This window comes from Alsobacter sp. R-9 (genome assembly GCF_054612375.1).
Map to the genome: position 1 here is coordinate 22,844 of NZ_JBTSWJ010000008.1, position 25,362 is coordinate 48,205.

The 25,362-nt window shown below is 70.0% G+C and carries 25 protein-coding genes; 10 read left to right on the top strand and 15 right to left on the bottom strand.

Annotation, left to right across the window (positions count from 1 at the left end; genetic code table 11):
- The first annotated feature begins 496 nt into the window (after nt 1-496).
- Both ACX9GQ_RS13785 and ACX9GQ_RS13790 read left to right on the top strand, forming a co-directional pair.
- Nucleotides 497-907, top strand: coding sequence for an NADH:ubiquinone oxidoreductase subunit NDUFA12 (locus ACX9GQ_RS13785; protein ID WP_459630357.1), 411 nt, complete (start codon nt 497-499; stop codon nt 905-907).
- 137 nt (nt 908-1,044) lie between these two features.
- Complete coding sequence (locus tag ACX9GQ_RS13790; RefSeq protein WP_459630136.1) at nt 1,045-1,782, top strand: DUF2155 domain-containing protein; 738 nt, start codon at nt 1,045-1,047, stop codon at nt 1,780-1,782.
- An 8-nt stretch (nt 1,783-1,790) separates the two neighbouring features.
- Here the strand turns inward: ACX9GQ_RS13790 and ACX9GQ_RS13795 are convergent, their stop codons facing one another.
- On the bottom strand, nt 1,791-2,111 hold the full coding sequence (locus ACX9GQ_RS13795) for a hypothetical protein (protein ID WP_459630137.1): 321 nt from the start codon (nt 2,109-2,111) through the stop codon (nt 1,791-1,793).
- Nucleotides 2,112-2,338: 227 nt separating this feature from the next.
- On the opposite strand from ACX9GQ_RS13795, the gene ACX9GQ_RS13800 reads away from it, so the two are divergent.
- Complete coding sequence (locus tag ACX9GQ_RS13800; RefSeq protein WP_459630138.1) at nt 2,339-3,259, top strand: pirin family protein; 921 nt, start codon at nt 2,339-2,341, stop codon at nt 3,257-3,259.
- An 8-nt stretch (nt 3,260-3,267) separates the two neighbouring features.
- On the opposite strand, the gene ACX9GQ_RS13805 is transcribed toward ACX9GQ_RS13800, so the two are convergent.
- The gene (locus ACX9GQ_RS13805) at nt 3,268-4,221 is read right to left on the bottom strand and encodes a homocysteine S-methyltransferase family protein (RefSeq protein ID WP_459630358.1); all 954 of its coding nucleotides are present in this window, start codon (nt 4,219-4,221) and stop codon (nt 3,268-3,270) included.
- A gap of 340 nt (nt 4,222-4,561) precedes the next feature.
- On the opposite strand from ACX9GQ_RS13805, the gene ACX9GQ_RS13810 reads away from it, so the two are divergent.
- Both ACX9GQ_RS13810 and ACX9GQ_RS13815 read left to right on the top strand, forming a co-directional pair.
- A complete protein-coding gene (locus ACX9GQ_RS13810) occupies nt 4,562-5,620 on the top strand; it encodes an ABC transporter transmembrane domain-containing protein (RefSeq protein ID WP_459630139.1) in 1,059 nt (352 codons plus the stop codon).
- Between the two features lie 58 nt (nt 5,621-5,678).
- A complete protein-coding gene (locus ACX9GQ_RS13815; RefSeq protein WP_459630140.1) occupies nt 5,679-7,553 on the top strand; it encodes an ABC-F family ATP-binding cassette domain-containing protein in 1,875 nt (624 codons plus the stop codon).
- An 18-nt stretch (nt 7,554-7,571) separates the two neighbouring features.
- On the opposite strand, the gene ACX9GQ_RS13820 is transcribed toward ACX9GQ_RS13815, so the two are convergent.
- From ACX9GQ_RS13820 to ACX9GQ_RS13845, 6 genes are all read right to left on the bottom strand, one after another.
- On the bottom strand, nt 7,572-8,006 hold the full coding sequence (locus ACX9GQ_RS13820; protein ID WP_459630141.1) for a hypothetical protein: 435 nt from the start codon (nt 8,004-8,006) through the stop codon (nt 7,572-7,574).
- A 108-nt stretch (nt 8,007-8,114) separates the two neighbouring features.
- Nucleotides 8,115-8,501 carry a hypothetical protein gene (locus ACX9GQ_RS13825; RefSeq protein ID WP_459630142.1) on the bottom strand — a complete coding sequence of 129 codons (387 nt, stop codon included), beginning with the start codon at nt 8,499-8,501 and terminating at the stop codon, nt 8,115-8,117.
- Nucleotides 8,498-8,965, bottom strand: a complete 468-nt coding sequence (locus ACX9GQ_RS13830) for a DNA polymerase III subunit chi (RefSeq protein ID WP_459630143.1) — start codon at nt 8,963-8,965, stop codon at nt 8,498-8,500. The genes ACX9GQ_RS13825 and ACX9GQ_RS13830 overlap by 4 nt, the downstream gene beginning before the upstream one ends.
- 27 nt (nt 8,966-8,992) lie before the next feature.
- Nucleotides 8,993-9,262: a hypothetical protein gene (locus tag ACX9GQ_RS13835; RefSeq protein ID WP_459630144.1), complete on the bottom strand. Its 270-nt coding sequence runs from the start codon at nt 9,260-9,262 to the stop codon at nt 8,993-8,995.
- Between the two features lie 352 nt (nt 9,263-9,614).
- Nucleotides 9,615-9,740 carry a hypothetical protein gene (locus ACX9GQ_RS13840; protein WP_459630145.1) on the bottom strand — a complete coding sequence of 42 codons (126 nt, stop codon included), beginning with the start codon at nt 9,738-9,740 and terminating at the stop codon, nt 9,615-9,617.
- Nucleotides 9,741-9,760: 20 nt separating this feature from the next.
- Nucleotides 9,761-11,260, bottom strand: a complete 1,500-nt coding sequence (locus ACX9GQ_RS13845) for a leucyl aminopeptidase (RefSeq protein WP_459630146.1) — start codon at nt 11,258-11,260, stop codon at nt 9,761-9,763.
- A gap of 280 nt (nt 11,261-11,540) precedes the next feature.
- Here ACX9GQ_RS13845 and lptF point away from each other — a divergent pair, with 280 nt between their 5' ends.
- The 5 genes from lptF to rsmA are packed head-to-tail and all read left to right on the top strand — an operon-like array spanning nt 11,541 to nt 18,220.
- A complete protein-coding gene (lptF, locus tag ACX9GQ_RS13850) occupies nt 11,541-12,677 on the top strand; it encodes an LPS export ABC transporter permease LptF (RefSeq protein WP_459630147.1) in 1,137 nt (378 codons plus the stop codon).
- Between the two features lie 5 nt (nt 12,678-12,682).
- Nucleotides 12,683-13,765, top strand: a complete 1,083-nt coding sequence (gene lptG, locus ACX9GQ_RS13855) for an LPS export ABC transporter permease LptG (RefSeq protein WP_459630148.1) — start codon at nt 12,683-12,685, stop codon at nt 13,763-13,765.
- 38 nt (nt 13,766-13,803) lie between these two features.
- On the top strand, nt 13,804-16,344 hold the full coding sequence (locus tag ACX9GQ_RS13860) for an LPS-assembly protein LptD (protein ID WP_459630149.1): 2,541 nt from the start codon (nt 13,804-13,806) through the stop codon (nt 16,342-16,344).
- The gene (pdxA, locus tag ACX9GQ_RS13865) at nt 16,341-17,375 is read left to right on the top strand and encodes a 4-hydroxythreonine-4-phosphate dehydrogenase PdxA (protein ID WP_459630150.1); all 1,035 of its coding nucleotides are present in this window, start codon (nt 16,341-16,343) and stop codon (nt 17,373-17,375) included. The genes ACX9GQ_RS13860 and pdxA overlap by 4 nt, the downstream gene beginning before the upstream one ends.
- Entirely contained in the window at nt 17,372-18,220 is an 849-nt protein-coding gene (rsmA, locus tag ACX9GQ_RS13870) for a 16S rRNA (adenine(1518)-N(6)/adenine(1519)-N(6))-dimethyltransferase RsmA (protein ID WP_459630151.1), read from the top strand. The genes pdxA and rsmA overlap by 4 nt, the downstream gene beginning before the upstream one ends.
- Nucleotides 18,221-18,286: 66 nt before the next feature.
- Here the strand turns inward: rsmA and gmk are convergent, their stop codons facing one another.
- The 7 genes from gmk to fabD form a co-directional block, all read right to left on the bottom strand.
- On the bottom strand, nt 18,287-18,952 hold the full coding sequence (gene gmk, locus ACX9GQ_RS13875; protein WP_459630152.1) for a guanylate kinase: 666 nt from the start codon (nt 18,950-18,952) through the stop codon (nt 18,287-18,289).
- A gap of 13 nt (nt 18,953-18,965) precedes the next feature.
- A complete protein-coding gene (locus ACX9GQ_RS13880; protein ID WP_459630153.1) occupies nt 18,966-19,853 on the bottom strand; it encodes a YicC/YloC family endoribonuclease in 888 nt (295 codons plus the stop codon).
- Between the two features lie 156 nt (nt 19,854-20,009).
- Entirely contained in the window at nt 20,010-21,548 is a 1,539-nt protein-coding gene (gene mltG, locus ACX9GQ_RS13885) for an endolytic transglycosylase MltG (RefSeq protein ID WP_459630154.1), read from the bottom strand.
- A 140-nt stretch (nt 21,549-21,688) separates the two neighbouring features.
- Nucleotides 21,689-22,951 (bottom strand): beta-ketoacyl-ACP synthase II, encoded by a 1,263-nt coding sequence (fabF, locus tag ACX9GQ_RS13890; RefSeq protein WP_459630155.1) that lies wholly within the window; start codon nt 22,949-22,951, stop codon nt 21,689-21,691.
- Nucleotides 22,952-22,983: 32 nt separating this feature from the next.
- Nucleotides 22,984-23,220, bottom strand: a complete 237-nt coding sequence (locus ACX9GQ_RS13895; RefSeq protein WP_459630156.1) for an acyl carrier protein — start codon at nt 23,218-23,220, stop codon at nt 22,984-22,986.
- A gap of 260 nt (nt 23,221-23,480) precedes the next feature.
- Nucleotides 23,481-24,218, bottom strand: a complete 738-nt coding sequence (fabG, locus tag ACX9GQ_RS13900) for a 3-oxoacyl-[acyl-carrier-protein] reductase (protein ID WP_459630157.1) — start codon at nt 24,216-24,218, stop codon at nt 23,481-23,483.
- A gap of 46 nt (nt 24,219-24,264) precedes the next feature.
- Nucleotides 24,265-25,212 carry an ACP S-malonyltransferase gene (gene fabD / locus ACX9GQ_RS13905; RefSeq protein ID WP_459630158.1) on the bottom strand — a complete coding sequence of 316 codons (948 nt, stop codon included), beginning with the start codon at nt 25,210-25,212 and terminating at the stop codon, nt 24,265-24,267.
- Nucleotides 25,213-25,362 lie beyond the last annotated feature (150 nt).

The following is a 25,362-nucleotide window of genomic DNA, read 5'->3' on the forward strand; positions in this document are numbered from 1 at the left end:
GCCGGCGTCAACATCATGTGTCGACCACTCCTGTGGCCACTAGATGTAGAGCGGAAGACCTTAACAGTGCGTGAATCACGCCACATTTATGCCAAGCATCGGATTCGTCTGGAAGATTCGCAACGGTGCTGTGGGTGGGGCCCGGCGGGGTTGTCCCCGCGATGCACCAGGGTGCGCGAATCCCCGTTCTGATCCCTTGACAAGACCCCTCGCATTCTTCCCTTCGCCCGGCGTTGCAGGGGCCCTGTCTAACCCTCTCATTTCGGTTCGATTCCGGAACGAGCGCCAGGGTTGGCGAGTCGCGGGAATCGCACCTGCGGTTGAGCAGCCTCCTGTCGAATCGAGTCGCCGCGAGCCTCCCCCTTGCGACTTTCGCGGACTGGACAGGCTCCGCCCCGATGGCCATAGTCCGCCCCGACGAACCGGAGACGGGCGTGGCGGTCGGCCACGTCCCTCGCCATCGACCTGCGCCTTTCCCTGCGGAGCCGTCATGGGCATCAAGGACACCCTCATCGAGATCTTCACCTGGTGGAACGGCCAGACGATGGGGACCCGCTTCCACACGTGGCGGCACGGGGAACTGGTGGGGACGGACGAGTTCGGCAACCGCTACTTCCAGACGCGCGGCGGCAAGGTCGACCCGACGATCGGCGTCGTGCGCCGCTGGATGCTGTTCGCCGGCGAGATCGAGGCGACCAAGGTGCCGCCGGGCTGGCACGCCTGGCTGCGCAACACGACGGACGTCCCGCCCGGCAAGGACGGCTACGCGGCCCGCGAGTGGCAGCTCGGCTGGCGCCCCAACCCCACCGGCACCCCTAACGCCTACCGCCCCAAGGGCTCGATCCTCGCATCAGGAACGCGTCCTGCCGCGACCGGCGACTACGAGGCCTGGACGCCGGGCAGCTGAGCGGCACGGCCGGACTCATCCGGCTGGCTACCGGCCCCGGCGCGGCTCTGCCCTTTCTCCGCCCCTTTTCGCATGTTAATCCGTCGCGCGCCCGCGGCGGGATCGACTCGCCGGAGCCACCGGACACGCCGTCGATCATGCCGCACCCGCTCCGCTTCGCCCGTCCTCTCGCCGCCGCCGCGCTGGCGGGCGTGACGCTGGCCGTCGCGGCCGGAACGGCACGGGCCGACAAGATCCGCAACCCGGTCGCCATCTTCGCCGGCCTCGACAAGATCACCGGCCGGATCATCTCGTTCGACGTCAACATCGACGAGACCGTGCAGTTCGGCGCGCTGCAGCTGACGCCGCGGCTCTGCTACACCCGCCCGCCGACCGAGCCGGCCAACACGACGGCCTTCATCGAGGTCGACGAGGTGACGTTCACCAACGAGTACCGGCGCATCTTCGGCGGCTGGGTGTTCGCCTCCAGCCCGGGGCTGCACGGCATCGAGCACCCGATCTACGACGTGTGGCTGACCGGCTGCAAAGGCGGCACGGAGATCATCCCGGATCCGCCGAGCGCCGACCAGGTGGCCGACCCGCTGCGCGGCACCGAGCAGCAGCGCGCCGCGGATCGCCGGCGCAACCAGGGTCTGGACGCGCCCGTCACCGGCCAACAGCCGGCCGGAACCGCCTCGCTGCCGCCCGGTTCGCCCGCGCCGCAGCTGCCGCCGGGTGTGCCCGTCCCGCCCGGCACGGTGCCCGGCGGCCAGATCGGCATTGCCGCGCCCGCGGGCACGCCCACGGCCCCGCGCCAGCCGACGCAGCGCTTCTTCCCGGCGACGAGCGCCACGCCCTCGCCCAACCGCGACCCCTTCCAGAACTCGAACAGGTAAGGCCGGGCTCAGCGCCCGCCGCCGCCCTTTCGCTCGCGCGCCAGACGCTCGATCATCTCGGCGATGGCGGTCCAGTGGAAGCGCAGGGCCGCCTCCCCGTCCTCCGTCAGGCCGAAGGCCGGCAGGGACCAGTCGTCGTTCGCCGCATCGCCGCGCTGGGCAAGGCCCAGGCGCCGCAACCGCTCATAGACCTGCAACGTCCGCGCGTCCTGCGGCACCACCCCGCCCGACGCGAGTGCGACGAGCGCAAGGACCTCGCGCTCCTCGACGACTTCCCCCGGCAGGATCTCGAACGGCATGGCATGGTCCCCGATGAGGGCGCGAGCCATAGACCTCCCGGGGGGCCGCATCAAGGCGGGACGCGTCCCGGCGTCGGGTGCGTGGCCGGGCAGCCCCTCCTTCTCCCCGCCACGCGGGGAGAAGAGAGTGCTGAACGGCGGCGCATGCGGGCGATGGCACGCCTGCAAGGGCGCCCGGCCCGCCGATACCCTACATTGCGAAAGACGGCACGGCCGCCGGCCTGCCGCACCGGACGCCCCACCCCCGGAGGACACCGATGACCCAGTTCCACACGCCCGGCCTCGACAACGACTGCGATCATGCCGACGGCCCCAGCGCGGTCGAGACGGTGATCGTGCCGCGGGCCCGCGACCTCGGCGGCTTCGAGGTGCGCCGAGCGCTCCCCTCCGCGCAGCGGCAGATGATCGGTCCCTTCATCTTCTGGGACCAGATGGGCCCCTCGGTGTTCAAGGCCGGCACGGGCATCGACGTGCGGCCGCATCCCCACATCGGACTTGCCACGCTGACCTATCTCTTCGAGGGCCAGATCCTGCACCGCGACAGCCTCGGCGTGGTGCAGGCCATCGACCCGGGCGAGGTCAACTGGATGACGGCGGGCCGCGGCATCGTCCACTCGGAGCGCACGGCGCCGGAGGTCCGGCAGAACGAAGCCACGCTCTTCGGCATCCAGTCGTGGATCGCCCTGCCCGAGCGCCACGAGGAGACGGACCCCGGCTTCGCCCACCACGCGGCGGGCGACCTGCCGCTCATCGAGGGCGAGGGCAAGCGCGTGCGCCTCGTCGCCGGCTCGCTGTATGGCCAGACGGCGCCGGTGAAGACGTTTTCCGAGATGGTCTATGCAGAGGCCGTGCTGGAGCCGGGCGCGCGCCTGCCCATCCCGGCCGGGCACGAGGAGCGCGCCGTCTACGTCGCGCAGGGCACGATCCTCGTCGGCCATGACCGGTTCGAGCCCGCCCGGCTGCTGGTGCTGCGGCCCGGCGAGCCCGTCACACTGACGGCCGAGACAGCCGCCCGCGTGCTCATCTTCGGCGGCGAGCCGATGGACGGCCCGCGCTACGTCTGGTGGAACTTCGTCTCCCGCTCGAAGGACCGGATCGAGCAGGCGAAGGCCGACTGGAAGGCGGGACGCTTCGACGGCGTGCCCGGGGAGACGGAGTTCATCCCCCTCCCCGGCTGATCCGGCGGTCAGGCTGCGATCGGCGGGGCGCACGCCTCGCAGATCGCCGCCACGTGGCGGTGGTCCGTGCCGCAGCATCCGCCCATGACGCGCAGGCGCGGCAGCTGGCGCTGCAACATCCGGTAGCGCCGGCCGAGATCGGCCGGATCGCCGGGATCGAGCTCGGTCGCCGCGTCGAGCTCGGCATGGCTCTTCGTCGACGCGTTGGCCCTGAGCCCTCCGAGCCGGATCGTCCAGGCGCCGCCCCGCTCGAGCGCCGGCGCGAGATGCAGCGGATGGGCGCAGTTGACCATGTAGTAGAGCGGTGCGCCGCCCGTCGCCGCGTCGACCATGGCGATCGCACCCTCGAGCGTGGCGCCCGAAGCGAGCCGGCCGTCGGTCTCGACGGTGAAGGAGATGGCGCATGGCACCCCCACGATGGCCGCCGCCGTGGCGATGCCGCACGCCTCCTCGGGCGTGTTGATCGTCACTGCCGTGATCATGTCGACCCCGGCGCCAGCCAGCGTCCCGACCTGCACGGCGTGGTACCGCGCCGCCTCCTCCGCCGACATGCGATCCTCGACCCGGTAGCCGTCACCGCGGGGGCCCACGACCCCGTTGACGAGGACGCGCGAGCCGGGACGCGCCAGACGCTCGCGCAGGGCGCGCGCCCACCGCACGCTCTCGCGGTTGACCCGGGAGAGCGCTGCGGCGTCATGACCGAGCCGGGCGCCCCAGTCGGCGTTGGCGCGCCAGGTGGGCGTGTCGAGCAGGAAGCCGGCGCCGTGGCGCGCGGCGGTCTCGAGGTAGGGACGGAAGTAGCGCTCCAGCCGCTCCCGCCCCTCCGCCGTCTCGATGAGCGGATAGGCGGCGAAGCAGGGCAGATCGATGCCCTCGATGAAGACGAGCGTCGTCTCGAGCCCGCCGTCCGTGAGAAAAAGGGTCTCGTCCGCGCCCGGCAGGCCAGCCGGGCCGCGCTGCATGGTGAAGGATGTCACGATGTCCTCCTTGGGGGATGGAGTGGATTCACCATGCGCCCGGGCTCGGCGCACCCGATGTGACAAATCACACGCGGGGAACGGGTCGCGCAGCGCTGATGGACCGGTGCCGGGACGAGGGCCGCGGCCAGAACTGCCTTGCAGGGAGGGGCAGTCCGCCCCCCCTCACCCGCCCCTCATGATGAGGAGCCCGCGAAGCGAACGTGTCGAACGACGCATCAGTGGCGGGCCCGACGGCATCACGCGGATCGGTTGTCCTACGCATTGGCCGCCATGCCGGGCGGGGGCACATTGTCTGCATGGTCTCCTTCGTGGCGCAGGCGCGATGACGGCTTACGCCCACGGCGCGGCGGGACGGCAGCCTTCGACCGCGGCAGCGGACGCGTCCGGTGTGGCGCCGCCCCTGCCCTTCGGGCTTTTCGGCTTCATCCGGCTCGTCGGCATCCGTCACCAGCTCCTGCTGTGCGGGCTGTCGATGGCGGTCTTCCTCCTGTCGACGGCCCCGCTCGAGGTGCAACGGCGGATCGTGAACGACGCCTTCAAGGGCGGCTCGTTCCGCACCATCCTGCTGCTGGCAGCGGCCTATGCGGCGCTCGCGCTGTCGGAGGGGCTCATCAAGCTCGGCATGAACGTCTATCGCGGCTTCGTCGGCGAGACGGCGGTGCTGACCCTGCGGCGCACCTTTCAGTCGCTGCTGCGGGCCCTGCCGCCCGACGCCAGCACGCCGGAGGCGCTCGGCGTCGAGACCTCCATGATGCTGGCGGAGGCGGAGCCCGTCGCGGGATTCGTGGCCGTGAGCGTCTCCGAGCCGATCCTGCAGGGCGGGCTGCTGATCAGCGTCTTCGGCTATATGGTCTACCTGCAACCCGTGATGGCGCTGGTCGCGTTCGCGGTCCTCACGCCGCAGGTCGTCTTCATCCCCATGATGCAGCGTGCCATCAACCGGCGCGTCGCCCGGCGCATCAGCACGCTGCGCGAGGTGGGCGCAGACATCATCGGCGACCGCACCGGCGCCCACGAGCGCCAGCAGCGCGAGCGCATCGCCCGCGTGTTCGACCTCAACATGGGAATCTTCAAGCTGAAGTTCTCGATGAACTTCCTCATGAACCTGCTCCACCACCTCGGCACGGCCTCGGTGCTGGCCATCGGCGGCTGGTTCGTGGTGCATGGCGACACGGAGGTCGGCACCGTCGTCGCCTTCATCTCAGGCCTTGCCAAGGTCGTCGACCCGTGGGGCGACCTCGTGAACTGGTTCCGCGACCTCACCTCGACGCAGACCAAGTACGGCCTGATCGCCCGAGCCGCAGCCGTCCTGGCCGGCGCCCAGGCGAACGGCACCACCCTCGACGCCAGCGACCTCATCGGCCGCACCGACGAGCCCTGACCGGTCAAGGACCCGTCCCGGCCTTGCGCCGCCCGCCGGCCTTTGCGACAAGCCCGGCATGCTGCACGTCAACGACCTGACCTACCGGCTGGGGCCGCGAACCCTGTTCGACAAGGCAACCGTGGCCATCCCCACGGGCGCGCGCGTCGGCTTCGTCGCGCGCAACGGCACCGGCAAGACCACTCTCTTCCGCATCATCCGCGGCGAGGTCTCGCCGGAGGGCGGCTCGGTGACGATCGGCCGGGGCCTGCGGATCGGCTCGGTGGCGCAGGAGGCCCCCGGCGGCCCCGAGACGCTGGCAGAGGTCGTGCTCGCTGCCGACACGGAGCGGGCGGCGCTGCTCGCCGAGGCCGAGACCGCGACGGACCCCCACCGGATCGCCGAGATCCAGACCCGCCTCGTCGACATCGACGCCCATTCGGCCCCCGCCCGCGCCGCGTCGATCCTGCACGGCCTCGGCTTCGATGCGGAGGCGCAGGCGCGGCCCTGCTCGTCCTTCTCTGGCGGCTGGCGCATGCGCGTCGCGCTCGCGGCCGTCCTCTTTGCCGAGCCGGACCTGCTGCTGCTCGACGAGCCGACCAACTACCTCGACCTCGAAGGCACGCTCTGGTTGATGGACTACCTGGCGCGCTACCCGCACACGGTGCTCGTCATCAGCCATGACCGCGACCTCCTGAACCAGTCGGTCGAATGGATCCTGCATCTCGACCAGGCGAAGCTGTCGCTCTACCGCGGCGGCTACGACCAGTTCGAGCGCCAGAGGGCCGAGCAGCAGGCGTTGCAGCTGAAGCTGCGCAAGAAGCAGGAGGACGAGCGGCGCCACCTCCAGGCCTTCGTCGACCGCTTCCGCGCCAAGGCATCCAAGGCCAAGCAGGCGCAGTCGCGCGTCAAGCGGCTGGAGAAGATGCAGCCCATCGCCGCCATCGTCGACCAGGAGGTGCTGCCCTTCGACTTCCCCTCCCCCGAGCGCCCGCTGTCGCCGCCGATCGTCGCCATGGAGGGGGCGAGCGTCGGCTATGGGGAGAAGCCGATCCTCTCGCGCCTGTCGCTCTCCATCGCCGACGACGACCGCATCGGCCTGCTCGGCTCCAACGGCAACGGCAAGTCGACCTTTGCGAAGCTCGTCGCGGGCCGGCTCGATGCCATGGCCGGCACCGTTCGGCGCTCCTCCAAGCTGCAGGTTGCCTACTTCGCGCAGCACCAGCTCGATGAGCTGAACCCCGGCGCGACGCCGTATCGGCATGTCGCCGACCTGATGCCGGACGATACCGAGGCCCGCGTGCGGGCCCGCTGCGCCCGCATGGGGTTCTCGGGCGCCAAGGCCGACACGCCCGTCTCCGCCCTCTCCGGCGGCGAGAAGGCCCGTCTCCTCATGGGCCTCGCCACCTTCGGCGGTCCGCATCTGCTCATCCTCGACGAGCCGACGAACCATCTCGACATCGACAGCCGCGCCGCCCTGATGGAGGCGATCAACGACTATGGCGGCGCCGTCATCCTCATCTCGCACGACCGCTTCCTGCTGGAGGCCTGCGCCGACCGCCTGTGGCTGGTCGCCAACGGCACGGTGAAGCCGTTCGACGACGACCTCGACGCCTACCGGCGCTTCGTGCTCGAGGGGCCGGACCGCCCGGCGTCCAAGCGGGACGACGAGCGGGGCTCGGCCGCCGACACCCGCCGCGAGGCGGCGGGCCGGCGCGTGGCGCTGGCGCCGCTGAGGAAGAAGATCGAGGCGCTGGAGGCGAAGATGGCGAAGTTCGCCGACCTCATCGCACGTGTCGACGCGGTGCTCGGCGATCCCGACACCTTCCAGAAGGAGCCGCAGAAGGCATCCCAGCTCTCCGCTCAGCGCGCCGAACTCGAGCGCGGCCTGATGGCGGCCGAGGAGGAGTGGCTGGAGCTTTCCGCCGAGTACGAGACGGCAGCCGCGGGCTGAAGGGCAAAACCGCCGGCCTCAGTTGACGAGTGCGTAGCCCTTGCCGGCCCAACGCCACGTGCCCTTCTCCGACAGGAGCTCGCGGTATCCGCGGTGCACGCGGCGCGCGACGTTGAGGTCGCGGTCGCTCGTGCTGAGGATGGCCGCCCAGCGTCCCTGCATCCTCGTGAAGACAGTGACGCCGCAACGCGTCCCGCTGCAGGGGGCCGCGGGGCGTACGGCCACTTCCTGCACGCCGTCATTGTCCAGGTCGATGACGGCATAGTCCCATCCCGACCCAATTCCGTCCGCGACGGGCGTCGGCGACGAGCCGAGCCCCAGCGTCTCCGTGAGGAAGGCCGCATCCTCCGGCGTCAGGCTCGGATGAAAGACGAGTTTCTCGGTGGCGGACGCGGCAGCCGGCATCAGGGCGATGGCGAGGAGGCAGGCGGCGGCGCGAAGGCGCGGGCGCATCGGGGTGTCCGGGTGGCGGGAGGCTCTCTCCGCGCGCACCCTACCGGGCGCGGCATGAGACGGCGTTCCGGAACACCGGACAATTTGAAGGACCCCGCGAACGTTGCCCTACTGCACGACCTGCACGAGCCGGTTGTCGGCGAAGAGGTAGATCACCTTCCCGGTGGGGGTCATGTAGAGCATCGTCGTCTCGCGCTTGGCGCGCGGGCTGGAGCCGGTCTGCACGCTGAGCGGCTCGCCCTTGAGGGCGACGAGTTCGCATTCGGTCAGGCCGATCAGGCCGTCGCCCTCCCGCCCCCGGAACGTCGCCGGGTCGATGCGCAGATCCGCGGTACAACGTCCGTCCTCACCCACGACGGCCTCGGTCGTGGCCACGCGGGCGGTCGCCGACTTGTCGTTGACGAAGCCCGTCATCTCCATCGCGCAGCCGCCGAGCATGAGCGCCGCGATTGCCACGGCACTGGAGCAGACACGGCGAAGGGATTCCCGGATCACGCTTTCTTCTGCCACCGTCCGTCCTCGTCCTGCTGCCAGTAGGTGGGCTGCCGCCCGGCCTTGCGAAGCTCCGCCCACGCTCCGCGGGCGGCCGCCAACGCTGCCTCGTCGTTGCCGTCGAAGAGCAGCACGAGCCGCGTCAGTCCGTCGAGGGTGGCCGGCAGCCGCGCCCCCTCGACGAGGAAACGCACCGTGGCGCCGTTGGGATTGCCGTCCCCCGCCGTCAGCACCACGCGCTCCCGCGCGGCATCCGGCTCGCGGTCGGTGGCGTGTGGCAGGAAGCCCTCGTCGGAATAGGTCCAGAGGAGGTCGTCGAGCGCGGCCACCCGCTCCGGCGTCACCGCCTGCACCACCACCGACCAGCCGCGCTGGAGGCTGCGTTCCAGCAACTGCGGGAGCACGGCTTCGAGCGGCTTCGACTGCAGGTGGTAGAACCAGATCTCGGTCCCGGCGGTTTCGCTCATGCGCCGCCTCCCGTCGACACGGCGGCCTCAGGCCCGGCGGGCGTTCCCCACGCCGTGCCGGACCGCGTCCGCAGCACCCCAGGACGACGCCACGAAGGCGACGTCGCCGAGCCGCACGCCGGGATGGCGCCGGGCGAGTTCGGCCCGCACGGCGGCCTCGAGGCGAAGACGATCCGTCGCCTCGTCGCTGCAGGGCGTCCAGTCGACCAGCAGCGGATACCACCCGCCGTCGGCTTCCACGCTCGCATAGGTCTCCCCCTGCCCGACCGGGCTCAGGACGATCCGGTGCTCCGTCATCGCGACTCGCCTCCATGCTTTGCGGGGCGATGGTGGCCCCGCGAGGGCGATGCGCAACGCGGCACGCGACTTTTGCACAGTCCGGCAGCGCCGCCGAACGACGGCGTGACGAATCCGTCACGGTTCACGAAATGACGAAGCGGCACCGGCAGCCGGACCGGAGAAAGGCCTCAGTCCAGCCAGCCGGGCAACTCGCCGGCGGCCAGCAGGAAATAGCTGGCCACAAGGATGCAGGTGAGCACGAAGCCTGCGAGAAGGCTCAGGAAATCACGCCATGCGTCCATCGAGAGACCGTAGGCGGCACCGTGGACGCCAGACAGATGGCAGGAACGCGGACCTAGGCCTGTGCCGGTCAGCGTCGCCAGGCATCGATCATGTCCCACAGGCTCGGCGTCTCCACGCCGCCCAGGACCTCGCGCAGGACGATGAGCAGGGTCAGAAGGCCGAAGAACACGATCGACCGGCCCCGGGAGAACATCGTCCTGCCTCCGCCGCGGCTCAGCCCTCGTAGTGGTCCGCGACGAGCCGGTCGAGCAGACGCACACCCCAGCCCGAGGCCCAGCCGCGGTTGATGTCCGACGACGGCGATCCCATGCCCGTGCCGGCGATGTCGAGATGGGCCCACGGCGTCTCGTTGACGAAGCGCTTGAGGAACTGCGCCGCGGTGATCGAGCCCGCATGCCGGCCGCCGGAGTTCTTCACGTCGGCGAACTTGCTGTCGATGATCTTGTCGTAGCGCGGGCCGAGCGGCATGCGCCACACGGTCTCGCCCGTTGCCTTTCCGGCGTCGAACAGGCGCGCCGCCAACGTGTCGTCGTTGGAGAAGAGGCCCGCGTTCTCCTGCCCGAGCGCCACGAGGATGGCGCCGGTGAGGGTCGCGAGGTTCACCATGAAGGCCGGCTTGTAGCGGTCCTGCACGTACCAGAGCACGTCGGCGAGGACGAGGCGGCCCTCCGCGTCGGTGTTGATGATCTCGATCGTCTGCCCGGAGAGCGACGTGACGATGTCGCCGGGACGCTGGGCATTGCCGTCCGGCATGTTCTCGACGAGGCCGATCGCGCCGATCGCGTTGACCTTGGCCTTGCGCGCAGCCAGCGCGTGCATGAGACCAACGACGCAGGCGGCACCCGCCATGTCGCCCTTCATGTCTTCCATGCCCTGCGCCGGCTTGATCGAGATGCCGCCGGTGTCGAAGGTCACGCCCTTGCCCACGAAGGCGACGGGCTGGGCCTTGGCAGACTTCGCCCCGTTCCAGCGCATGATGACGACGCGGCTCTCGCGCGCCGAGCCCTGCCCGACGCCGAGCAGCGCACGCATGCCGATCTTCTCGAGCTTCTTGCGGTCGAGGATCTCGATCTCGACGCCGAGCTTCGACAGCGCCTCGGCGCGCCGCGCGAACTCCTCCGGATAGAGGACGTTCGGAGGCTCGTTCACGAGGTTGCGCGCCAGCACCACGCCGTCGGCCACCGCAGCGCGGGTCTTCGCCGCGCGCCGCGCGGCGGCGGGGTCGAGCACCCCGATCGTCACGGAGACGGAATCCGGGGCGGCGTCGTCACCCTTGCGGGTCTTGTACTTGTCGAACCGGTAGGCCCGCAGTTGCAGGCCCATCGCGATGTCCGCGGCGGCGGCCGCGTCGGTCCGCCACCCGGTGGGGCCTTCGAGCAGCACGGACGCCGCCTTCGACGTCCCCAGCCGGCCGCCGATGGCGCCACCGAGGTCGACGTAGTTCGTTTCGCCGCGGTCCTTGGCCGACCCCAGCCCCATCACGACGAGGCGGTCGGCCTGCAGCCCGGCGGGAGCCAGCAGGGTGAGCCCGCTTCCGGCCTTGCCCTTGAAGCCTTCCGCGGCGGACGCCCGCGCCACCGCGTCGGACACCGCCTCGCCAACGAGCGCCAGCACCGATTCGGGGATCGCCAGGTCGTCGCCCACGAAGATCACGAGCGCGCCGCTTGCAGGCAGCGCGGGACTGGCAAAGGCGACCTTGATACGATCGGTCATCGGAGGCTCCGGAAGGAGGAAACGGGAGGCACGTCGAGAGATAACGGCGCGGGCCTGACAATTCCAGCGGCCCCGGTCGCATGTCCACGATCCTCGCCGGGAGCGGGCCCGGGCGATGCGGTGTGCACACTTCACGATTGCGTTGAGGCCTTCATTTCCCGCCATGCATGCAGCCCCTGGCATTGCCACGACATGGCCGCGATCACGCCCGATGAAGGACGCTTGCCGGCGCACCGGCGTTTCTTTAGGGCTGGCGTCCTGAGCGTCGCCGGCACGGGCCATGATGGGTATCCTCGACCGCTACATCCTGCGTACGGCGACCGTCGCGTTCCTCGCGACGCTGCTGTCGCTGACGGCGGTCATCTGGATCACGCAGGCCCTGCGCGAGTTCGACCTGCTCACGGCCAAGCGCCAGACCATCCTGATTTTCCTGATGGTCACCGGCCTCTCGATCCCGGCGCTGTTGACGATCATCGCCCCCTTCGGCCTGTTCATCGCCGCGCTCTACGCGCTCAACAAGCTGAACGGTGATTCCGAGCTCATCGTCATGAGCGCGGCCGGTCTCGCACCGTCGCGGCTGCTGCGTCCGTTCCTGGTCCTGTGCGTGGCCGTTTCGACGCTCGTGGCCTCGATGACGCTGTGGGCCATGCCCGCGAGTTTCCGCGACCTGCGCGACCTGATCACGCAGATCCGCGCGGACTTCATCGGCAACATCGTCCGGGAAGGCCAGTTCACGACGCTCGACATCGGCATCACGTTCCACTTCCGGGAACGCGCCGGCGACGCGCTGCTCGGCATCTTCATGCAGGACCGACGCGACCCCGACAAGGTCAACACCTACATCGCCGAGCGGGGACAGACGATCGAGGCGAACGGCGTCCCCTACCTCGTGCTCGAGAAGGGAAGCGTGCAGCGCGAGGTGCGCGGATCCAGCGACGCCTCGATCGTGGTCTTCGAGCGTTATGCGATCGACCTCAGCCAGTTCGGGGCGGATGGCGAAACGGTGGTCTACAAGCCGCGCGAGCGCGGCACCGCCGAGCTGCTGAGCGTCGACCTCAACGACGCGTATGTCCGCGACCAGATCGGCCGGTTCCGGGCTGAACTCCACGACCGGTTCTCGACGCCGCTCTACCCGTTCGCCTTCCTGGCCATCGCGCTGGCGGCACTGGGAACTCCACGCACCACCCGCCAGGGCCGCGGCATGGCGATCGGCGCGGCGATCATCGCCGTCGCCGCCGTCCGCATCGCAGGCTTCGCGGCGTCGAGCCTCGTCGTCCGCGCGCCGTGGGCCATTCCGCTCCCCTACCTGATCCCGATCATCGGCGCCGGGGTGGCCCTCGCCTGGTTCCTGCTGGGCGGCCGGTCATGGCCGCGCGTGTCGTTGCCGCTGCGCCGCCCGGCGCTGGCGCGAGGCTGACGCGCATGATCGGGCGCACGCTCGGCCTCTATCTCGCGTCGCGCTTCGCGCGCTCCGTCATCGGCGTGTTCCTGACGGTTTTCGCGCTGATCTACACGCTGGACTTCGTGGAGCTGGTGCGACGGACCGGCGACGTCGCCGACGTGCCGGCCGCGCTTCTGGCGCAGCTCTCGCTGTTCCGCACGCCGTCGGTCGCCGAGCAGGTCCTGCCCTTCGCCATCCTCTTCGGCGCCATGGCGGCGCTTCTCAACCTGTCGCGCAAGCTGGAGCTGGTGGTGGCGCGGGCGGCGGGCGTGTCGGCCTGGCAGTTCCTCACGCCGCCGCTGCTGGTCGCCATCACGTTCGGGATCCTGACCGCGACCGTCTACAACCCCGTCGCCTCGTGGCTGCGGGATCGCGCCACCAACATCGAGACGACGCGTTTCGGAAAGAACAAGGCCTCCGCCGACCAGCTCATGTGGGTGCGCCAGCGCAGCGTCGACGGCCAGGCGATCATCCGGGCGGAGCGATCCAGCGGCTCGGGCACCGTGCTGGGGCAGGTCACCTTCTTCGAGTTCGACCCGCAGGGTCGCTTCGTCAGCCGCGTGGAGGCGACCTCGGCGCAATTGCGGCCGGGCTTCTGGGAGCTGACGAAGGCCCGCGTGATCACGCCGGAGCAGGAGCCACAGGCCTTCGACACCTACAAGGTCGCCACCAATCTGACGCCGGAACAGGTCCGCCAGTCCTTCTCCTCGGCTGACGGCGTGCCGTTCTGGGAGTTGCCCGGCCTCATCAAGCGAACCGAGGAATCGGGGCTCGATGCGGCCCGGTACAGGCTGCAGTTGCAATCGCTCCTGGCGCGCCCGCTGCTCTATATGGCGATGGTGCTGGTGGCCGCTTCGGTTTCCTTAAGATTTTTCCGATTTGGTGGTGTCGCCAGGATGGTCCTCGGTGGTGTCGCTGCCGGGTTCGTGCTCTACGTAGCGACGAAGCTGATCGAGGATCTTGGATCGGCAGGTTTCCTGTCGGCGGGGGTGGCGGCCTGGTCGCCTGCCATCGTCGGCAGTTTGCTCGGAACGCTCGCCCTATTGTATCAAGAGGACGGGTGATGACGGGCCGTGCGTTCTTCGGCCGTTGTGGTTCGGGCATGGTATCGCAGTCCAAGATAGCGACCCTGATCGTGGCGGGCATCGGCGTCGGTGCCGCGGGTCTGTCGCAATGGCCGGCCGCGGCCCAGACGATGTCGGACATGATCGGCCGCCAGGCCCAGAAGTCCGGCAAGGAGGGCGGCAAGGACCGCCTGCTCGTCGAGTCGCGCGAACTCGTCTACGACCGGGACAAGAACACCGTCTCGGCGGTCGGCAACGTCCAGCTGTTCTACCAGGGCCGCGTCCTGGAGGCTGACAAGGTCCTCTACGACCGCAACACAAGCCGCGTCTTCGCCACCGGCAACGCCAAGCTGACGGAAGAGAACGGGCAGGTCGCCTACGCGGACCGCTTCGAGCTCACCGACGACTTCCGCGACGGCTTCATCGATTCGCTGCGCGTCGAGACGACGGACCGCACCCGGCTCTCCGCCCCGCGAGCCGAGCGCACCGGCGGCGACGTGACCGTCCTCGAGAAGGGCACCTACACGGCCTGCGAGCCCTGCAAGGACGATCCGTCCAAGCCGCCGCTCTGGCAGGTCCGCGCCAAGCGCATCATCCACAAGAACGAAGAGCGCACGATCTACTACGAGGATGCGACGCTCGAGTTCTGGGGCCTGCCGGTCGCCTACATCCCCTACTTCTCGGCGCCCGACGCAACGGTGAAGCGCAAGTCGGGGTTCCTGCCGCCGCACTATGTCGCCAGCTCCGCGCTCGGCTACGGCATCTCGACCCCCTACTTCTGGGCACCGGCGCCGAACTACGACGTGACGGTCACCCCGACGTTCCTCACCCGCCAGGGCGTCATGGGCCAGGTCGAGTGGCGCCACCGCCTGATGAACGGCAGCTACAACATCAAGGCGACGGGCATCTTCCAGCAGGACAAGGCGGCGTTCCTCCTGCCGCCCTACGGTGCCGGCGACCGGACGTTCCGTGGCTCCATCGACAGCCAGGGCCGGTTCCTCATCAACGACAAGTGGCAGTGGGGCTGGGATATCCGCACCGCCACGGACAAGTGGTTCGAGCAGAACTACAAGATCATGCCGCAGCTGGTGGACGCCCTCGGCGTGACCGGCTTCCGCGAGCTCAACTCGACGCTCTACCTGACCGGCCAGGGCGACCGGAGCTTCTTCGACGCCCGCGGCTTCTATTTCCGCGGCCTGTCCTACGCCGACTGGCAGAAGCAGATTCCGGTGGTCGCCCCCGTCATCGACTACGACAGGCGCTGGGTGAACACGCCGATGGGCGGCGAGCTCAGCTTCACGGCGAACGCGGTGAACCTGAACCGCCAGGAAACCGACTTCAACAGCCTGGTGAACGCAAACGGCCAGCCGGGCATCTACCAGTTTCCGCTCGGTCCCAACGCCCAGGGCCAGCCGTACTACATCTACCAGACGTGCGCGCCCGGCCAGTACAACCGTACGAACTGTCTCATCCGCGGCGTCGCCGGCAACTACTCGCGCGCCACGGCCGAGGTCGCCTGGCGGCGCACGTTCATCGACCCGATCGGCCAGAGCTGGACCCCGTTCGGCTCGCTGCGCGCCGACGCGGCGTTCGCATCGCTGAACACGTCGGGCACGTTCAACCAGTACCTGCCCAACTTCATCGACACCTCCGGCGACATGCTGGGCCGGTTCATGCCGGTGGCGGGCCTCACCTACCGCTATCCCTTCGTGGCCGACAGCGGCTTCGGCGCCCACGTGATCGAGCCCATCGCGCAGGTTATCGCGCGCCCGCGGGAAGGCCTGATCGGCAACCTGCCGAACGAGGATGCCCAGAGCCTCGTCTTCGACGACACGAACCTGTTCGCCGTGAACAAGTTCTCCGGCTTCGACCGGGTCGAGGGCGGATCGCGGGCCAACCTCGGCGCCCAGTACACCTTCACCGCCGCGAACGGCATGTTCGCAAGTGCCCTGCTCGGCCAGTCGTACCAGATCGCCGGGCAGAACTCGTACGCGCAGTACGATCTCGCCCACACCGGGCAGGACTCCGGCCTGCAGACGTCGCGCTCGTCCTACGTCGCGCGCCTGCAGATCCAGCCGACCTCCGCCCTGAGCTTCATCGGGCGTGGCCGCTTCAACGAGCAGGACCTCTCGATGGAGCGGATCGAGCTGCAGGCGAGCGGCCGGGTCGACCGCCTGACGGCATCGCTGATCTACGCCAACTACGCCGCCCAGCCGAACCTGGGCTACTTCGTGCGCCGCGAGGGCCTCGGCTCGTCCGCGCAGTTCGACCTGACGCCGAACTGGTACGTCAACGGCACGGTGTTCTTCGACCTGAGCCGCAACGCGACCGATCGCTTCCTCAATCCCGCGAGCCCCACGGCGAACCCGTTCACCGTCGCCAGCATGACGCTTGGAGCCGGCTACAAGGACGAGTGCACGACGATCGGGTTCGTCTACTCCAACGGCGGCAAGCAGCAGCTGGCGGACGGGACGTCGGAGCGGGTGCAGACCTTCATGCTCCGGCTTGAGCTGCGCACGCTGGGCGGGGCGAACTACAGCTACAACGTCTCCTCGTCCTCGACCGCGGACGGCCTGTGACCGTGCCGGCGGGGCCGGTACAGCGCCCGCTGCTGCTCACGCAGGGGGACCCAGCCGGTATCGGCCCCGAACTGACGCTCCGGGCCTGGTTGGCACGGCAGGAGGAAGCCCTCCCTGCCTTCGCTGTGGTCGGCGACCCCGCACTCTATCGAGACACCGCACGGCGCCTGTCGGCGGACGTGCCGGTCCGCGAGACCGACCCGGCCGGTGCCGATGGCATTTTCCGCGACGCCCTGCCGGTGATCCCGACGGGCCAGCCCGGCACCGCCTTGCCAGGCTCCCCGGACGCGGCGTTCGCTGCCGGCACCATCGCGGCGATCGACCGGGCATGTGCGCTCGTGCACGACGGACTGGCCGCGGCGGCGGTCACCAACCCGATCGCCAAGTCGGTGCTCTACGCCGCCGGCTTCCGCCATCCCGGCCATACCGAGTACCTTGCCCACCTGGCCGCCGCGCTCTGGAACATCCCTGAGCCGCGTCCGGTGATGCTCATCTGGTCGTCGGTCCTCGCGGTGGTGCCGGTCACGATCCATGTGCCACTGGCCGAGGTGCCGGCTCTCGTCAGCGAGGACCTCATCGTCGAGACGGGCCGCATCGTCGCGCAGGACTACGCCACGCGGTTCGGCCTGCCGTCGGTCCGCCTCGCGATCAGCGGGCTCAATCCCCACGCCGGCGAGGGCGGCGCCCTCGGCAAGGAGGACGACGCCGTCATCCGCCCGGCCGTGGAGCGGTTGCGGCAGGACGGGATCGACGCCCGCGGCCCCCTCCCCGCCGACACGATGTTCCACGCCCGTGCCCGCGCCACCTACGACGTCGCGCTGTGCATGTACCATGACCAGGCTCTGATCCCGGTGAAGGCGCTCGCCTTCGACGAAGGTGTCAACGTGACGCTGGGGCTGCCCTTCGTGCGCACGTCGCCGGATCACGGCACCGCGTTCGACATCGCCGGCAAGGGCATCGCGCGGCCCGAGAGCCTCCTCGCCGCGATCCGTCTGGCGCGCCGGCTGGCGGACGGACCCGCGGCCCAATGAGCGCGATCGACGATCTGCCCCCCCTGCGCGACGTCATCCGGCGGTACGACCTTCTCGCGAAGAAGTCGCTCGGCCAGAACTTCCTGCTCGACCTCAACCTGACCGCCCGCGTCGCCCGCGCCTCCGGCCCGCTGGACGGCGTGACCGTCGTCGAGGTCGGCCCCGGTCCCGGCGGATTGACGCGTGCCCTTCTGGCCATGGGGGCGAGGAAGGTCGTCGCCATCGAGCGCGACGAGCGGTGCCTTCCAGCGCTGGCCGAGATCGCCGCCCGCTACCCCGGGCGGCTGGACGTCATCAGCGGCGATGCCCTGGAGACGGACTGGGCTTCGCTGCCCGTCGAGGCGCCGGCGCGGGTCGTCGCCAACCTCCCCTACAACATCGGTACCCTGTTGCTGACGGGATGGCTGGAGGCGGAGCCGTGGCCGGGCCTGTTCGGCAGCTATACGCTGATGTTCCAGCGAGAGGTCGCCGAGCGCATCGTCGCCACGCCGGACCAGCCGAAGGACTATGGGCGTCTTGCCGTGCTCTGCGGATGGCGGACACAGGCGCGGATCGCCTTCGACGTCGCGCCGTCCGCCTTCACGCCGCCGCCGAAGGTGACGTCGTCGGTCGTGCACCTCGTGCCGCGGCCGGAGCCTCTGCCCTGCCGCACCGCCTGGCTCTCGGCCGTCACGGCCGCGGCCTTCGGCCAGCGCCGCAAGATGCTGCGCCAGAGCCTGAAGGCGCTCTCGGCTGATCCCCTGCCCCTGATCGAGGCCGCCGGGCTCAACCCTACCGCGCGCGCCGAGACCGTCCCGGTCGAAGGTTTCGTGAGGCTGGCCAACGCCTGGGGAGTCAGCCGATGACGGCTGCGCCGGCCACCATCCAGCTCGGAGAGGCAGCCTCGCGAAGGCGGGCGCAGAGGTCCAGCGTCAGGTCGTGACGTCGCGCAGGTCGGCCATCAGGCCGTCGACGAACTCGGACAGGCCCATCTGCCGGTCCCGGCGCAGGCGCTCGGCGACGAGGATCGCCTGCAGGCGATCGAAGCACTTCTCCAGGTCGTCGTTGACGAGCACGTAGTCGTACTCGCGCCACCGCTCCAGTTCGCCCAGCGCCGTGCGCATGCGGCGCGCGATCATCTCCGGCGGGTCTTCGGCCCGCCGCTCCAGGCGCCGCCGCATCTCCGGGATGGAGGGCGGCAGGATGAAGATCGAGACGACGTCGGACGGCGCGTTGGCCCGGATCTGCTGCGCGCCCTGGTAGTCGATGTCGAACAGGATATCCTGTCCCGAGGCCAACGCGCGGTCGATCTCGCGGCGCGGCGACCCGTAGAAGTTGCCGTGGACCTCGGCCCATTCCAGCAACTCCCCCCGGTCGCGCATCGCCGCGAACTCGTCCGGCGCGATGAAGCGGTAGTGCACGCCATGCACCTCGCTCGGCCGGCGCGGGCGAGTCGTGACGGACACCGACAGCGTCAGGCTGGGCTCCTTCTCGCGCAGGAGGCGCGTCAGCGTCGTCTTGCCGGCGCCCGAGGGAGACGACAGGACCAGCATCAGGCCGCGGCGGCCGATGGTCTCGTTGGCAAGCTGGGCGGTCATGGCGGTCACCCCATTACTCGACGTTCTGGACCTGCTCGCGGAACTGCTCGACCTCGGTCTTGAGATCGAGGCCGATCACCGTCAGCGAGACGTCGTTGGCCTTGGCGCACAGCGTGTTCGCCTCCCGGGAGAACTCCTGTGCGAGGAAATCGAGCCGGCGTCCCACGGGGCCCCCCTTCGAAAGGAGTTCCCGCGCGGCGGCGACGTGTGCGCGCAGCCGGTCGATCTCTTCCCGGACGTCGGCCTTGGCGGCAAGAAGCACGGCTTCCTGGTGAAGCCTGTTCGGATCGAGCCCGCGGGAAGCCTCGACCAGCGCCGCAACCTGCTCGGCGAGCCGGGCACGGATCGCCTCGGGCTTGCGGGCCGGGCAGGCATCCGCCGCGTCGGCCAACGACGCGATGGTGTCGATGCGGGTCCGCAGCAGCGCATCGAGCTGCCGCCCCTCTTCCCGGCGCGTCGCGACGAGCGCCTCCAGCGCGCGATCGAGGCCGCCGAGAACATCCCGGACGAGCGCGGCCAGCGAGGCCTCGTCGTCGCCGGCCTCGACCACTTCCACCACGCCGCGCACGCCCAGGAGGGCTCCGAGGGACGGCGCCCGCAGGCCCATCTGGCCGTCATAGGGCGCCAGCGCCTCGACGAGCGCGTCCAGCATGGCCGTGTTGACACGGGCCACCGGAGGCGCTCCCTCCCGCGTCGCCGACAGGTTGGCGAAGCAGGTGCCGCGCTGGAGCGCCTTGCCGATCCTCTGGCGCGTCTCCTCGGAGACGGCCTCCAGCGCCGGCGGGACGCGAACGCGGACGTCGAGCCCCTTGGCATTGACCGTCTTGAGCTCCCACGCCCAGCGCCATGCGCCGGAGGTTCCGGCCTCTCGGGCAAAACCGGTCATGCTGGCAAGGGACATGGGCAAGGACTCCGACCTGCGGCCGGAGGCAGCTTTAATGCATGGAGCGACGCCGTGGAAACCGGCTTTTCGGACTCGCTCCCAGACAGCCGGGGAAAGCGAGGTGGCCGGACGGAACAGCGCAACCCGTCACGGCGGATGCGGCGGCAGGCTGCGTCAGTTGGCGCGCGGCTGTGACGGAGCGGGCGCAGCCTCACCCGTCGCGGCCGCCGGCGGCGTGCGCGGCTGGCCGGACGGCGGGCGCTGCTGCTGCGTCCCCTGCCGCGGCGGCGGCGGGTTGGTGGCCTGCCGCGGCGGCGGCGGATTCGTGGCCTGTCGCGGCGCCCGCGGCGCCGGGGGTGGCGGCTGCACGAGTTCGGCGGGCACCGTCTTGGGGTTGTTGAGATCAAAGGTCTTGTCGTTCAGCGGGTCCTTCGGCGTCCCGGCCACCGCATCGATGTTGTTGCGCACGCCGTCGCGGCCGATGGCAGGCCCGCCCGGCGCGATCGTCGGAGCCAGCGCCGGAGCGTCGGTCGGCCCAGCTGACGCGGCGTCCGATTTCGGGGCCGGCGGCACGTCGACGGCCGGCGCCTGGTCGCGACGATCCCCTTCGATCTGGCGCCAGCGCTGCACGTTGCGCACGTGCGCCTCGTAGGTCTCGGCGAAGACGTGGCCGCCCGTACCGTCGGCCACGAAATAGAGCTCGCGGGTCCGCGAGGGATTGGCGACGGCCTCCATGGCGGCGCGGCCAGGGTTGCTGATCGGACCGGGCGGCAGACCCTGGATGACGTAAGTGTTGTAGGCCGTCGGCTGCTCGATCTCGCTGCGCAGGATGCCGCGCCCGAGCGTGCCCTTCCCGCCGACGAGCCCGTAAACGATGGTCGGGTCCGACTGCAGCTTCATGTTGCGGTTGATGCGGTTGATGAACACGCCCGCGACGCGCGTCCGCTCGTCGGCCCGGCCGGTCTCCTTCTCGACGATGGAGGCGAGCACCACGAGTTCCTGCGGCGTCTTCACCGGCACGTCGGCGGCCCGCCGCGCCCACACCTCGCGCAGCACGCGCGCCTGCTCCTGCTGCATGCGCTCGACAAGCTGCTGCCGGGTCATGCCGCGCGTGAACTTGTAGGTGTCGGGAAGCAGCGACCCCTCCTTGGGGATGTCCACGATCTCCCCGACGAGGACGTCGTTGTCGCGCAGCCGCTCGACGATCTGCTGGCTGGTGAGTCCTTCCGGCAGCGTGACCGAGTGCAGCACGGACTTGCCCTCGACGAGCGTATCCATGACGTCGTTGAGGCTGGCGCCCTGCCGGAACTGGTACTCGCCGGCCTTGATCTGGGACGCCTTGCCGAGCGCGTGCAGGCCGACGACGAAGAGGAACGGATGTTCGAGCACGCCCTCGCGCTGAAGCTGCTCGGCCACGTCCGCGGCACCGCCCTTCACGGTGACCACCTTGTCGGCGGCCAGAGGCCCGGCGGCCTGGAACTGCACCTTGCCCACGAACACGGCCGCGCCCGCCATGACGGCCAGCACCATGATCAGCGAGAGCATGCCGCTGACGAAGTTCACGACCGGCCGACGCTTGCGCTCCACGGGCGGGGGCGGCGGGGCGGCCACCGGCTGGATCGCCTCGGTCGGAGAGCGCGGCACTATGCGGCCCATCAGGCCGCGGGACGGGCGTTCAGGCGGAGGCGTTCCGGGGGCGGGTGTCTCGGCCATGATTCCCGTTCTGCTCGCGTCCTGCGGGGGGTCTCGTTGCGGACCGGTTCTCGCCGGCCCCCGTCTCTCGGCCTCTGATCCTTGGATCGACCGGCCCCGACACTATCACCGAATATGGCGAAAGAACGAGACTGCAACCATCAGGCGTAGCGCCGGAAGACGATCGACGCGTTGGTCCCGCCGAAGCCGAACGAGTTCGACAGCGCCACGTCGATGTCGACCTTGCGGGGCGTGTGCGGCGCGAGGTCGACCGGCGTCTCGACGGACGGATTGTCGAGGTTGAGCGTCGCAGGCGCGATTCCATCGCGCATGGCGAGGATGGAGAAGATGGCCTCCACCGCCCCCGCAGCACCCAGCAGGTGGCCCACCGACGACTTCGTCGAGGACATGACGAGATTGGCGGCCGCATTGCCCAGCAGCCGCTCCACGGCCTTGAGCTCGATCTCGTCGCCGAGCGGCGTCGAGGTGCCGTGGGCATTGATGTAGTCGATGTCGCCGGGCGAGATGCCGGCGCGCTTCAGCGCCGCCGCCATGCAGCGATAGGCGCCGTCGCCGTCCTCGGACGGGGACGTGATGTGGTAGGCGTCACCCGAAAGGCCGTAGCCGACGACCTCGGCGTAGATCTTCGCGCCACGGGCCTTGGCGTGCTCGAGGTCCTCGAGAACCACCACGCCGGCGCCCTCGCCCATCACGAAGCCGTCGCGATCCTTGTCGTACGGCCGCGAGGCCTTCGTCGGTGTGTCGTTGAAGCTCGTCGAGAGCGCGCGGCAGGCGGCGAAGCCCGCGAGCGACAGCCGATTGATGGGCGATTCGGCGCCGCCGGCCACCATGACGTCTGCGTCGCCGAGCGCGATGAGCCGCGCCGCGTCGCCGATGGCGTGGGCACCCGTCGAGCAGGCGGTCACGACGGCATGGTTCGGCCCCTTCAGGCCGTGCTCGATCGAGACGTAACCCGAGACGAGGTTGATCAGCCGGCCGGGGATGAAGAACGGCGAGATGCGCCGCGGCCCCTTCTCCGCCAGCGTGATCGAGGCATCGTAGATGCCGCCGATCCCGCCGATGCCGGAGCCGATGAGCACGCCGGTCGTGGTCTGTTCCTCGTAGGTCGTCGGCTTCCAGCCGGCGTCCTCGAGGGCCTGCCGCGCCGCCGCCATGCCGTAGACAATGAAGTCGTCGACGCGGCGCTGGTCCTTGGGGTCCATCCACTGGTCGGGATTGAACGTCCCGTCCGTCCCGTCCCCACGGGGAATCTGGCAGGCCACGCGGGCCGGCAGGTCGCTGACATCGAAGGACTCGATGACGCGCGCACCGCTCTCGCCGGCGATGAGGCGTTTCCAGGTGATGTCGACGCCGCATCCCAGCGGCGTCACCATCCCCAGACCCGTGACGACGACCCGCCGCATGGACCTGACCGGAGCCTTGTCCTGACCCGAGGTCAGGCGGCCTTCTTCTCGAGGAAGCTGACGGCGTCACCCACCGTGCGGATCGTCTCGGCGGCGTCGTCCGGGATCTCCACCGAGAACTCCTCCTCGAACGCCATGACGAGCTCGACCGTGTCGAGGCTGTCGGCGCCCAGGTCGTCGATGAAGTTCGCGCTCTCGACCACCTTGTCCGGCTCGACGCCGAGATGCTCGACGACGATCTTCTTCACGCGGGCGGCGATGTCGCTCATGTCTTACCTCTTTACAGTGCGACCCCGGATGCGATCCGAGGTCCTTCAACGGTTTCAGCCTGCCGGACCCGCCGGACGATGGATGAAGGGTGATGCGAAGCCCGCCGGCTCGATCGCCGTCGGACATGCGCCCTCAAGACGCTGCCGCGCGACCCGCGTCAAGCCCCCCACAGGATGTTGTGCTGCGTACCATACTTTATTCACGATGGCGAGAGCCGCGCCCGGCTCCCGCCACGTCTCCACAACGGGTTTCAACCCGTTCAGATCATTGCCATTCCGCCATTGACGTGCAGCGTCTGGCCGGTGACGTAGGACGCCTCCGGGCTGGCGAGGTAGACGACGGCAGCCGCGATCTCCTGGCCGTTGCCGAGCCGGCCCATCGGCACGTTCCCGAGGATCGATTCCTTCTGCTTCTCGTTCAGCACGTCCGTCATGGCCGTCTCGATGAAGCCCGGCGCCACGCAGTTGACCGTGATGTTGCGGCTGGCGACCTCGGCCGCGAGCGACTTCGACATGCCGACGAGGCCCGCCTTGGAGGCCGCGTAGTTGCCCTGGCCGGGGTTCCCCGTGGTGCCGACGACGGAGGTGATGGAGACGATGCGGCCCCAGCGGCGCTTCATCATCCCCCGCAGCACCGCGCGCGACAGCCGGAACGCCGCCTCGAGGTTGACGCGGATCACCGTGTCCCACTCGTCGTCTTTCATGCGCATGAAGAGGTTGTCGCGCGTGACGCCCGCATTGTTGACGAGGATGTCCACCTGCCCCATCGCGGCCTCGGCGGCCGGCACGAGCGCCTCGACCGAATCCCGGTCGCCGAGATTGGCCGGCAGCACGTGCGCCCGCTCGCCGAGCTCGGCCGCGAGCGCCTGCAGCACCTCGACCCGGGTGCCGGAGAGGCCGACCGTGGCGCCCTGGGCGTGGAGGGCGCGCGCCACGGCGCCGCCGATGCCGCCGGTGGCGCCCGTGACGAGGGCCGTCTTGCCAGTGAGATCGAACATGGTGCCTCCGGTGTGGGGCGTTGCAGGGGCGAATGAAGTGGCGGGATCAGGCGCCGGAGCGGGCGCGGTAGGCGGCGATGTCGTCGGGCGTGCCGATGGCGACGCCCTCCGCCCCGTCCGCGATGCGCTTGACGAGGCCGGTCAGCACCTTGCCCGAGCCGAGTTCGTAGAAGGTCGTCACGCCGGCGGCCGCCATCGCGGCCACGCATTCGCGCCAGCGGACCGTGCCGGTGACCTGCGCCACGAGCGCTTCACGGATCGCGGCCGGATCGGTGAGCGGCGCGGCGAGCACGTTCGCCATCACCGGGACCTTCGGCGCACGGATCGCGACCTTGGAGAGTGCATCGGCCATGGCCTCGGCCGCCGGCTGCATCAGCGCGCAGTGGAAGGGCGCGGACACCGGCAGAAGCACTGCGCGGCGTGCTCCCTTGGCCTTGGCGATCTCGCAGGCGCGCTCGACGGCGGCCTTGGCGCCCGAGACGACGACCTGCCCGCCGCCATTGTCGTTGGCGGCCTGGCAGACCTCGCCCTGCGCCGCCTCGGCCGCGGCCGCTGCGGCGGCCTCGAAGTCGAGCCCGAGCAGCGCCGCCATGGCGCCCTGCCCCGGCGGGACCGCGGCCTGCATGGCGTTGCCGCGAATGCGCAGGAGCCGGGCGGTGTCGGCAATGGTGAAGGTGCCGGCCGCCGCCAGCGCCGAGTACTCGCCCAGCGAGTGCCCAGCGACAAACTTCGCGTCGCGCGCTAGGTCGAGCCCCGCCTCCGCCTCGAGCACCCGCACCACCGCGAGGCTGACGGCCATCAGCGCCGGCTGTGCATTCGCCGTGAGCGTGAGGTCGGCCTCGGGCCCCTCGAACATCAGGGTCGAGAGCTTTTGCCCGAGCGCATCGTCGACCTCCGCGAACACGGCGCGCGCCGCCGGGAACGCATCGGCCAGCGCCTTGCCCATGCCCACGGCCTGGCTTCCCTGCCCCGGAAAGGTGTAAGCGGCGGTCATCGGCGTTCCCCGTGCGTCGTTTCGTCTGTGCGGGCCTGGCCTGCGGCGCGCGACGTGCACGCTGCGCGGGGCGGTGTCAAGCACGCAGGCGCGCGAAACGGGGCGAAACGCGGCCGGAGCTTGCGTCGGCGTCCGATCCATACTATGAGC

What these genes read in the sequence shown, in the direction of transcription:
- ACX9GQ_RS13790 (WP_459630136.1), top strand. Translation starts at nt 1,045, where the DNA reads ATGCCGCACCCGCTCCGCTTCGCCCGTCCTCTCGCCGCCGCCGCGCTG.
- ACX9GQ_RS13795 (WP_459630137.1), bottom strand. Translation starts at nt 2,111, where the DNA reads ATGGCTCGCGCCCTCATCGGGGACCATGCCATGCCGTTCGAGATCCTG.
- ACX9GQ_RS13800 (WP_459630138.1), top strand. Translation starts at nt 2,339, where the DNA reads ATGACCCAGTTCCACACGCCCGGCCTCGACAACGACTGCGATCATGCC.
- ACX9GQ_RS13805 (WP_459630358.1), bottom strand. Translation starts at nt 4,221, where the DNA reads ATGCAGCGCGGCCCGGCTGGCCTGCCGGGCGCGGACGAGACCCTTTTT.
- ACX9GQ_RS13810 (WP_459630139.1), top strand. Translation starts at nt 4,562, where the DNA reads ATGACGGCTTACGCCCACGGCGCGGCGGGACGGCAGCCTTCGACCGCG.
- ACX9GQ_RS13815 (WP_459630140.1), top strand. Translation starts at nt 5,679, where the DNA reads ATGCTGCACGTCAACGACCTGACCTACCGGCTGGGGCCGCGAACCCTG.
- ACX9GQ_RS13820 (WP_459630141.1), bottom strand. Translation starts at nt 8,006, where the DNA reads ATGCGCCCGCGCCTTCGCGCCGCCGCCTGCCTCCTCGCCATCGCCCTG.
- ACX9GQ_RS13830 (WP_459630143.1), bottom strand. Translation starts at nt 8,965, where the DNA reads ATGAGCGAAACCGCCGGGACCGAGATCTGGTTCTACCACCTGCAGTCG.
- ACX9GQ_RS13835 (WP_459630144.1), bottom strand. Translation starts at nt 9,262, where the DNA reads ATGACGGAGCACCGGATCGTCCTGAGCCCGGTCGGGCAGGGGGAGACC.
- ACX9GQ_RS13840 (WP_459630145.1), bottom strand. Translation starts at nt 9,740, where the DNA reads ATGTTCTCCCGGGGCCGGTCGATCGTGTTCTTCGGCCTTCTGACCCTG.
- ACX9GQ_RS13845 (WP_459630146.1), bottom strand. Translation starts at nt 11,260, where the DNA reads ATGACCGATCGTATCAAGGTCGCCTTTGCCAGTCCCGCGCTGCCTGCA.
- lptF (WP_459630147.1), top strand. Translation starts at nt 11,541, where the DNA reads ATGATGGGTATCCTCGACCGCTACATCCTGCGTACGGCGACCGTCGCG.
- lptG (WP_459630148.1), top strand. Translation starts at nt 12,683, where the DNA reads ATGATCGGGCGCACGCTCGGCCTCTATCTCGCGTCGCGCTTCGCGCGC.
- ACX9GQ_RS13860 (WP_459630149.1), top strand. Translation starts at nt 13,804, where the DNA reads ATGGTATCGCAGTCCAAGATAGCGACCCTGATCGTGGCGGGCATCGGC.
- rsmA (WP_459630151.1), top strand. Translation starts at nt 17,372, where the DNA reads ATGAGCGCGATCGACGATCTGCCCCCCCTGCGCGACGTCATCCGGCGG.
- gmk (WP_459630152.1), bottom strand. Translation starts at nt 18,952, where the DNA reads ATGACCGCCCAGCTTGCCAACGAGACCATCGGCCGCCGCGGCCTGATG.
- ACX9GQ_RS13880 (WP_459630153.1), bottom strand. Translation starts at nt 19,853, where the DNA reads ATGTCCCTTGCCAGCATGACCGGTTTTGCCCGAGAGGCCGGAACCTCC.
- mltG (WP_459630154.1), bottom strand. Translation starts at nt 21,548, where the DNA reads ATGGCCGAGACACCCGCCCCCGGAACGCCTCCGCCTGAACGCCCGTCC.
- fabF (WP_459630155.1), bottom strand. Translation starts at nt 22,951, where the DNA reads ATGCGGCGGGTCGTCGTCACGGGTCTGGGGATGGTGACGCCGCTGGGA.
- ACX9GQ_RS13895 (WP_459630156.1), bottom strand. Translation starts at nt 23,220, where the DNA reads ATGAGCGACATCGCCGCCCGCGTGAAGAAGATCGTCGTCGAGCATCTC.
- fabG (WP_459630157.1), bottom strand. Translation starts at nt 24,218, where the DNA reads ATGTTCGATCTCACTGGCAAGACGGCCCTCGTCACGGGCGCCACCGGC.
- fabD (WP_459630158.1), bottom strand. Translation starts at nt 25,212, where the DNA reads ATGACCGCCGCTTACACCTTTCCGGGGCAGGGAAGCCAGGCCGTGGGC.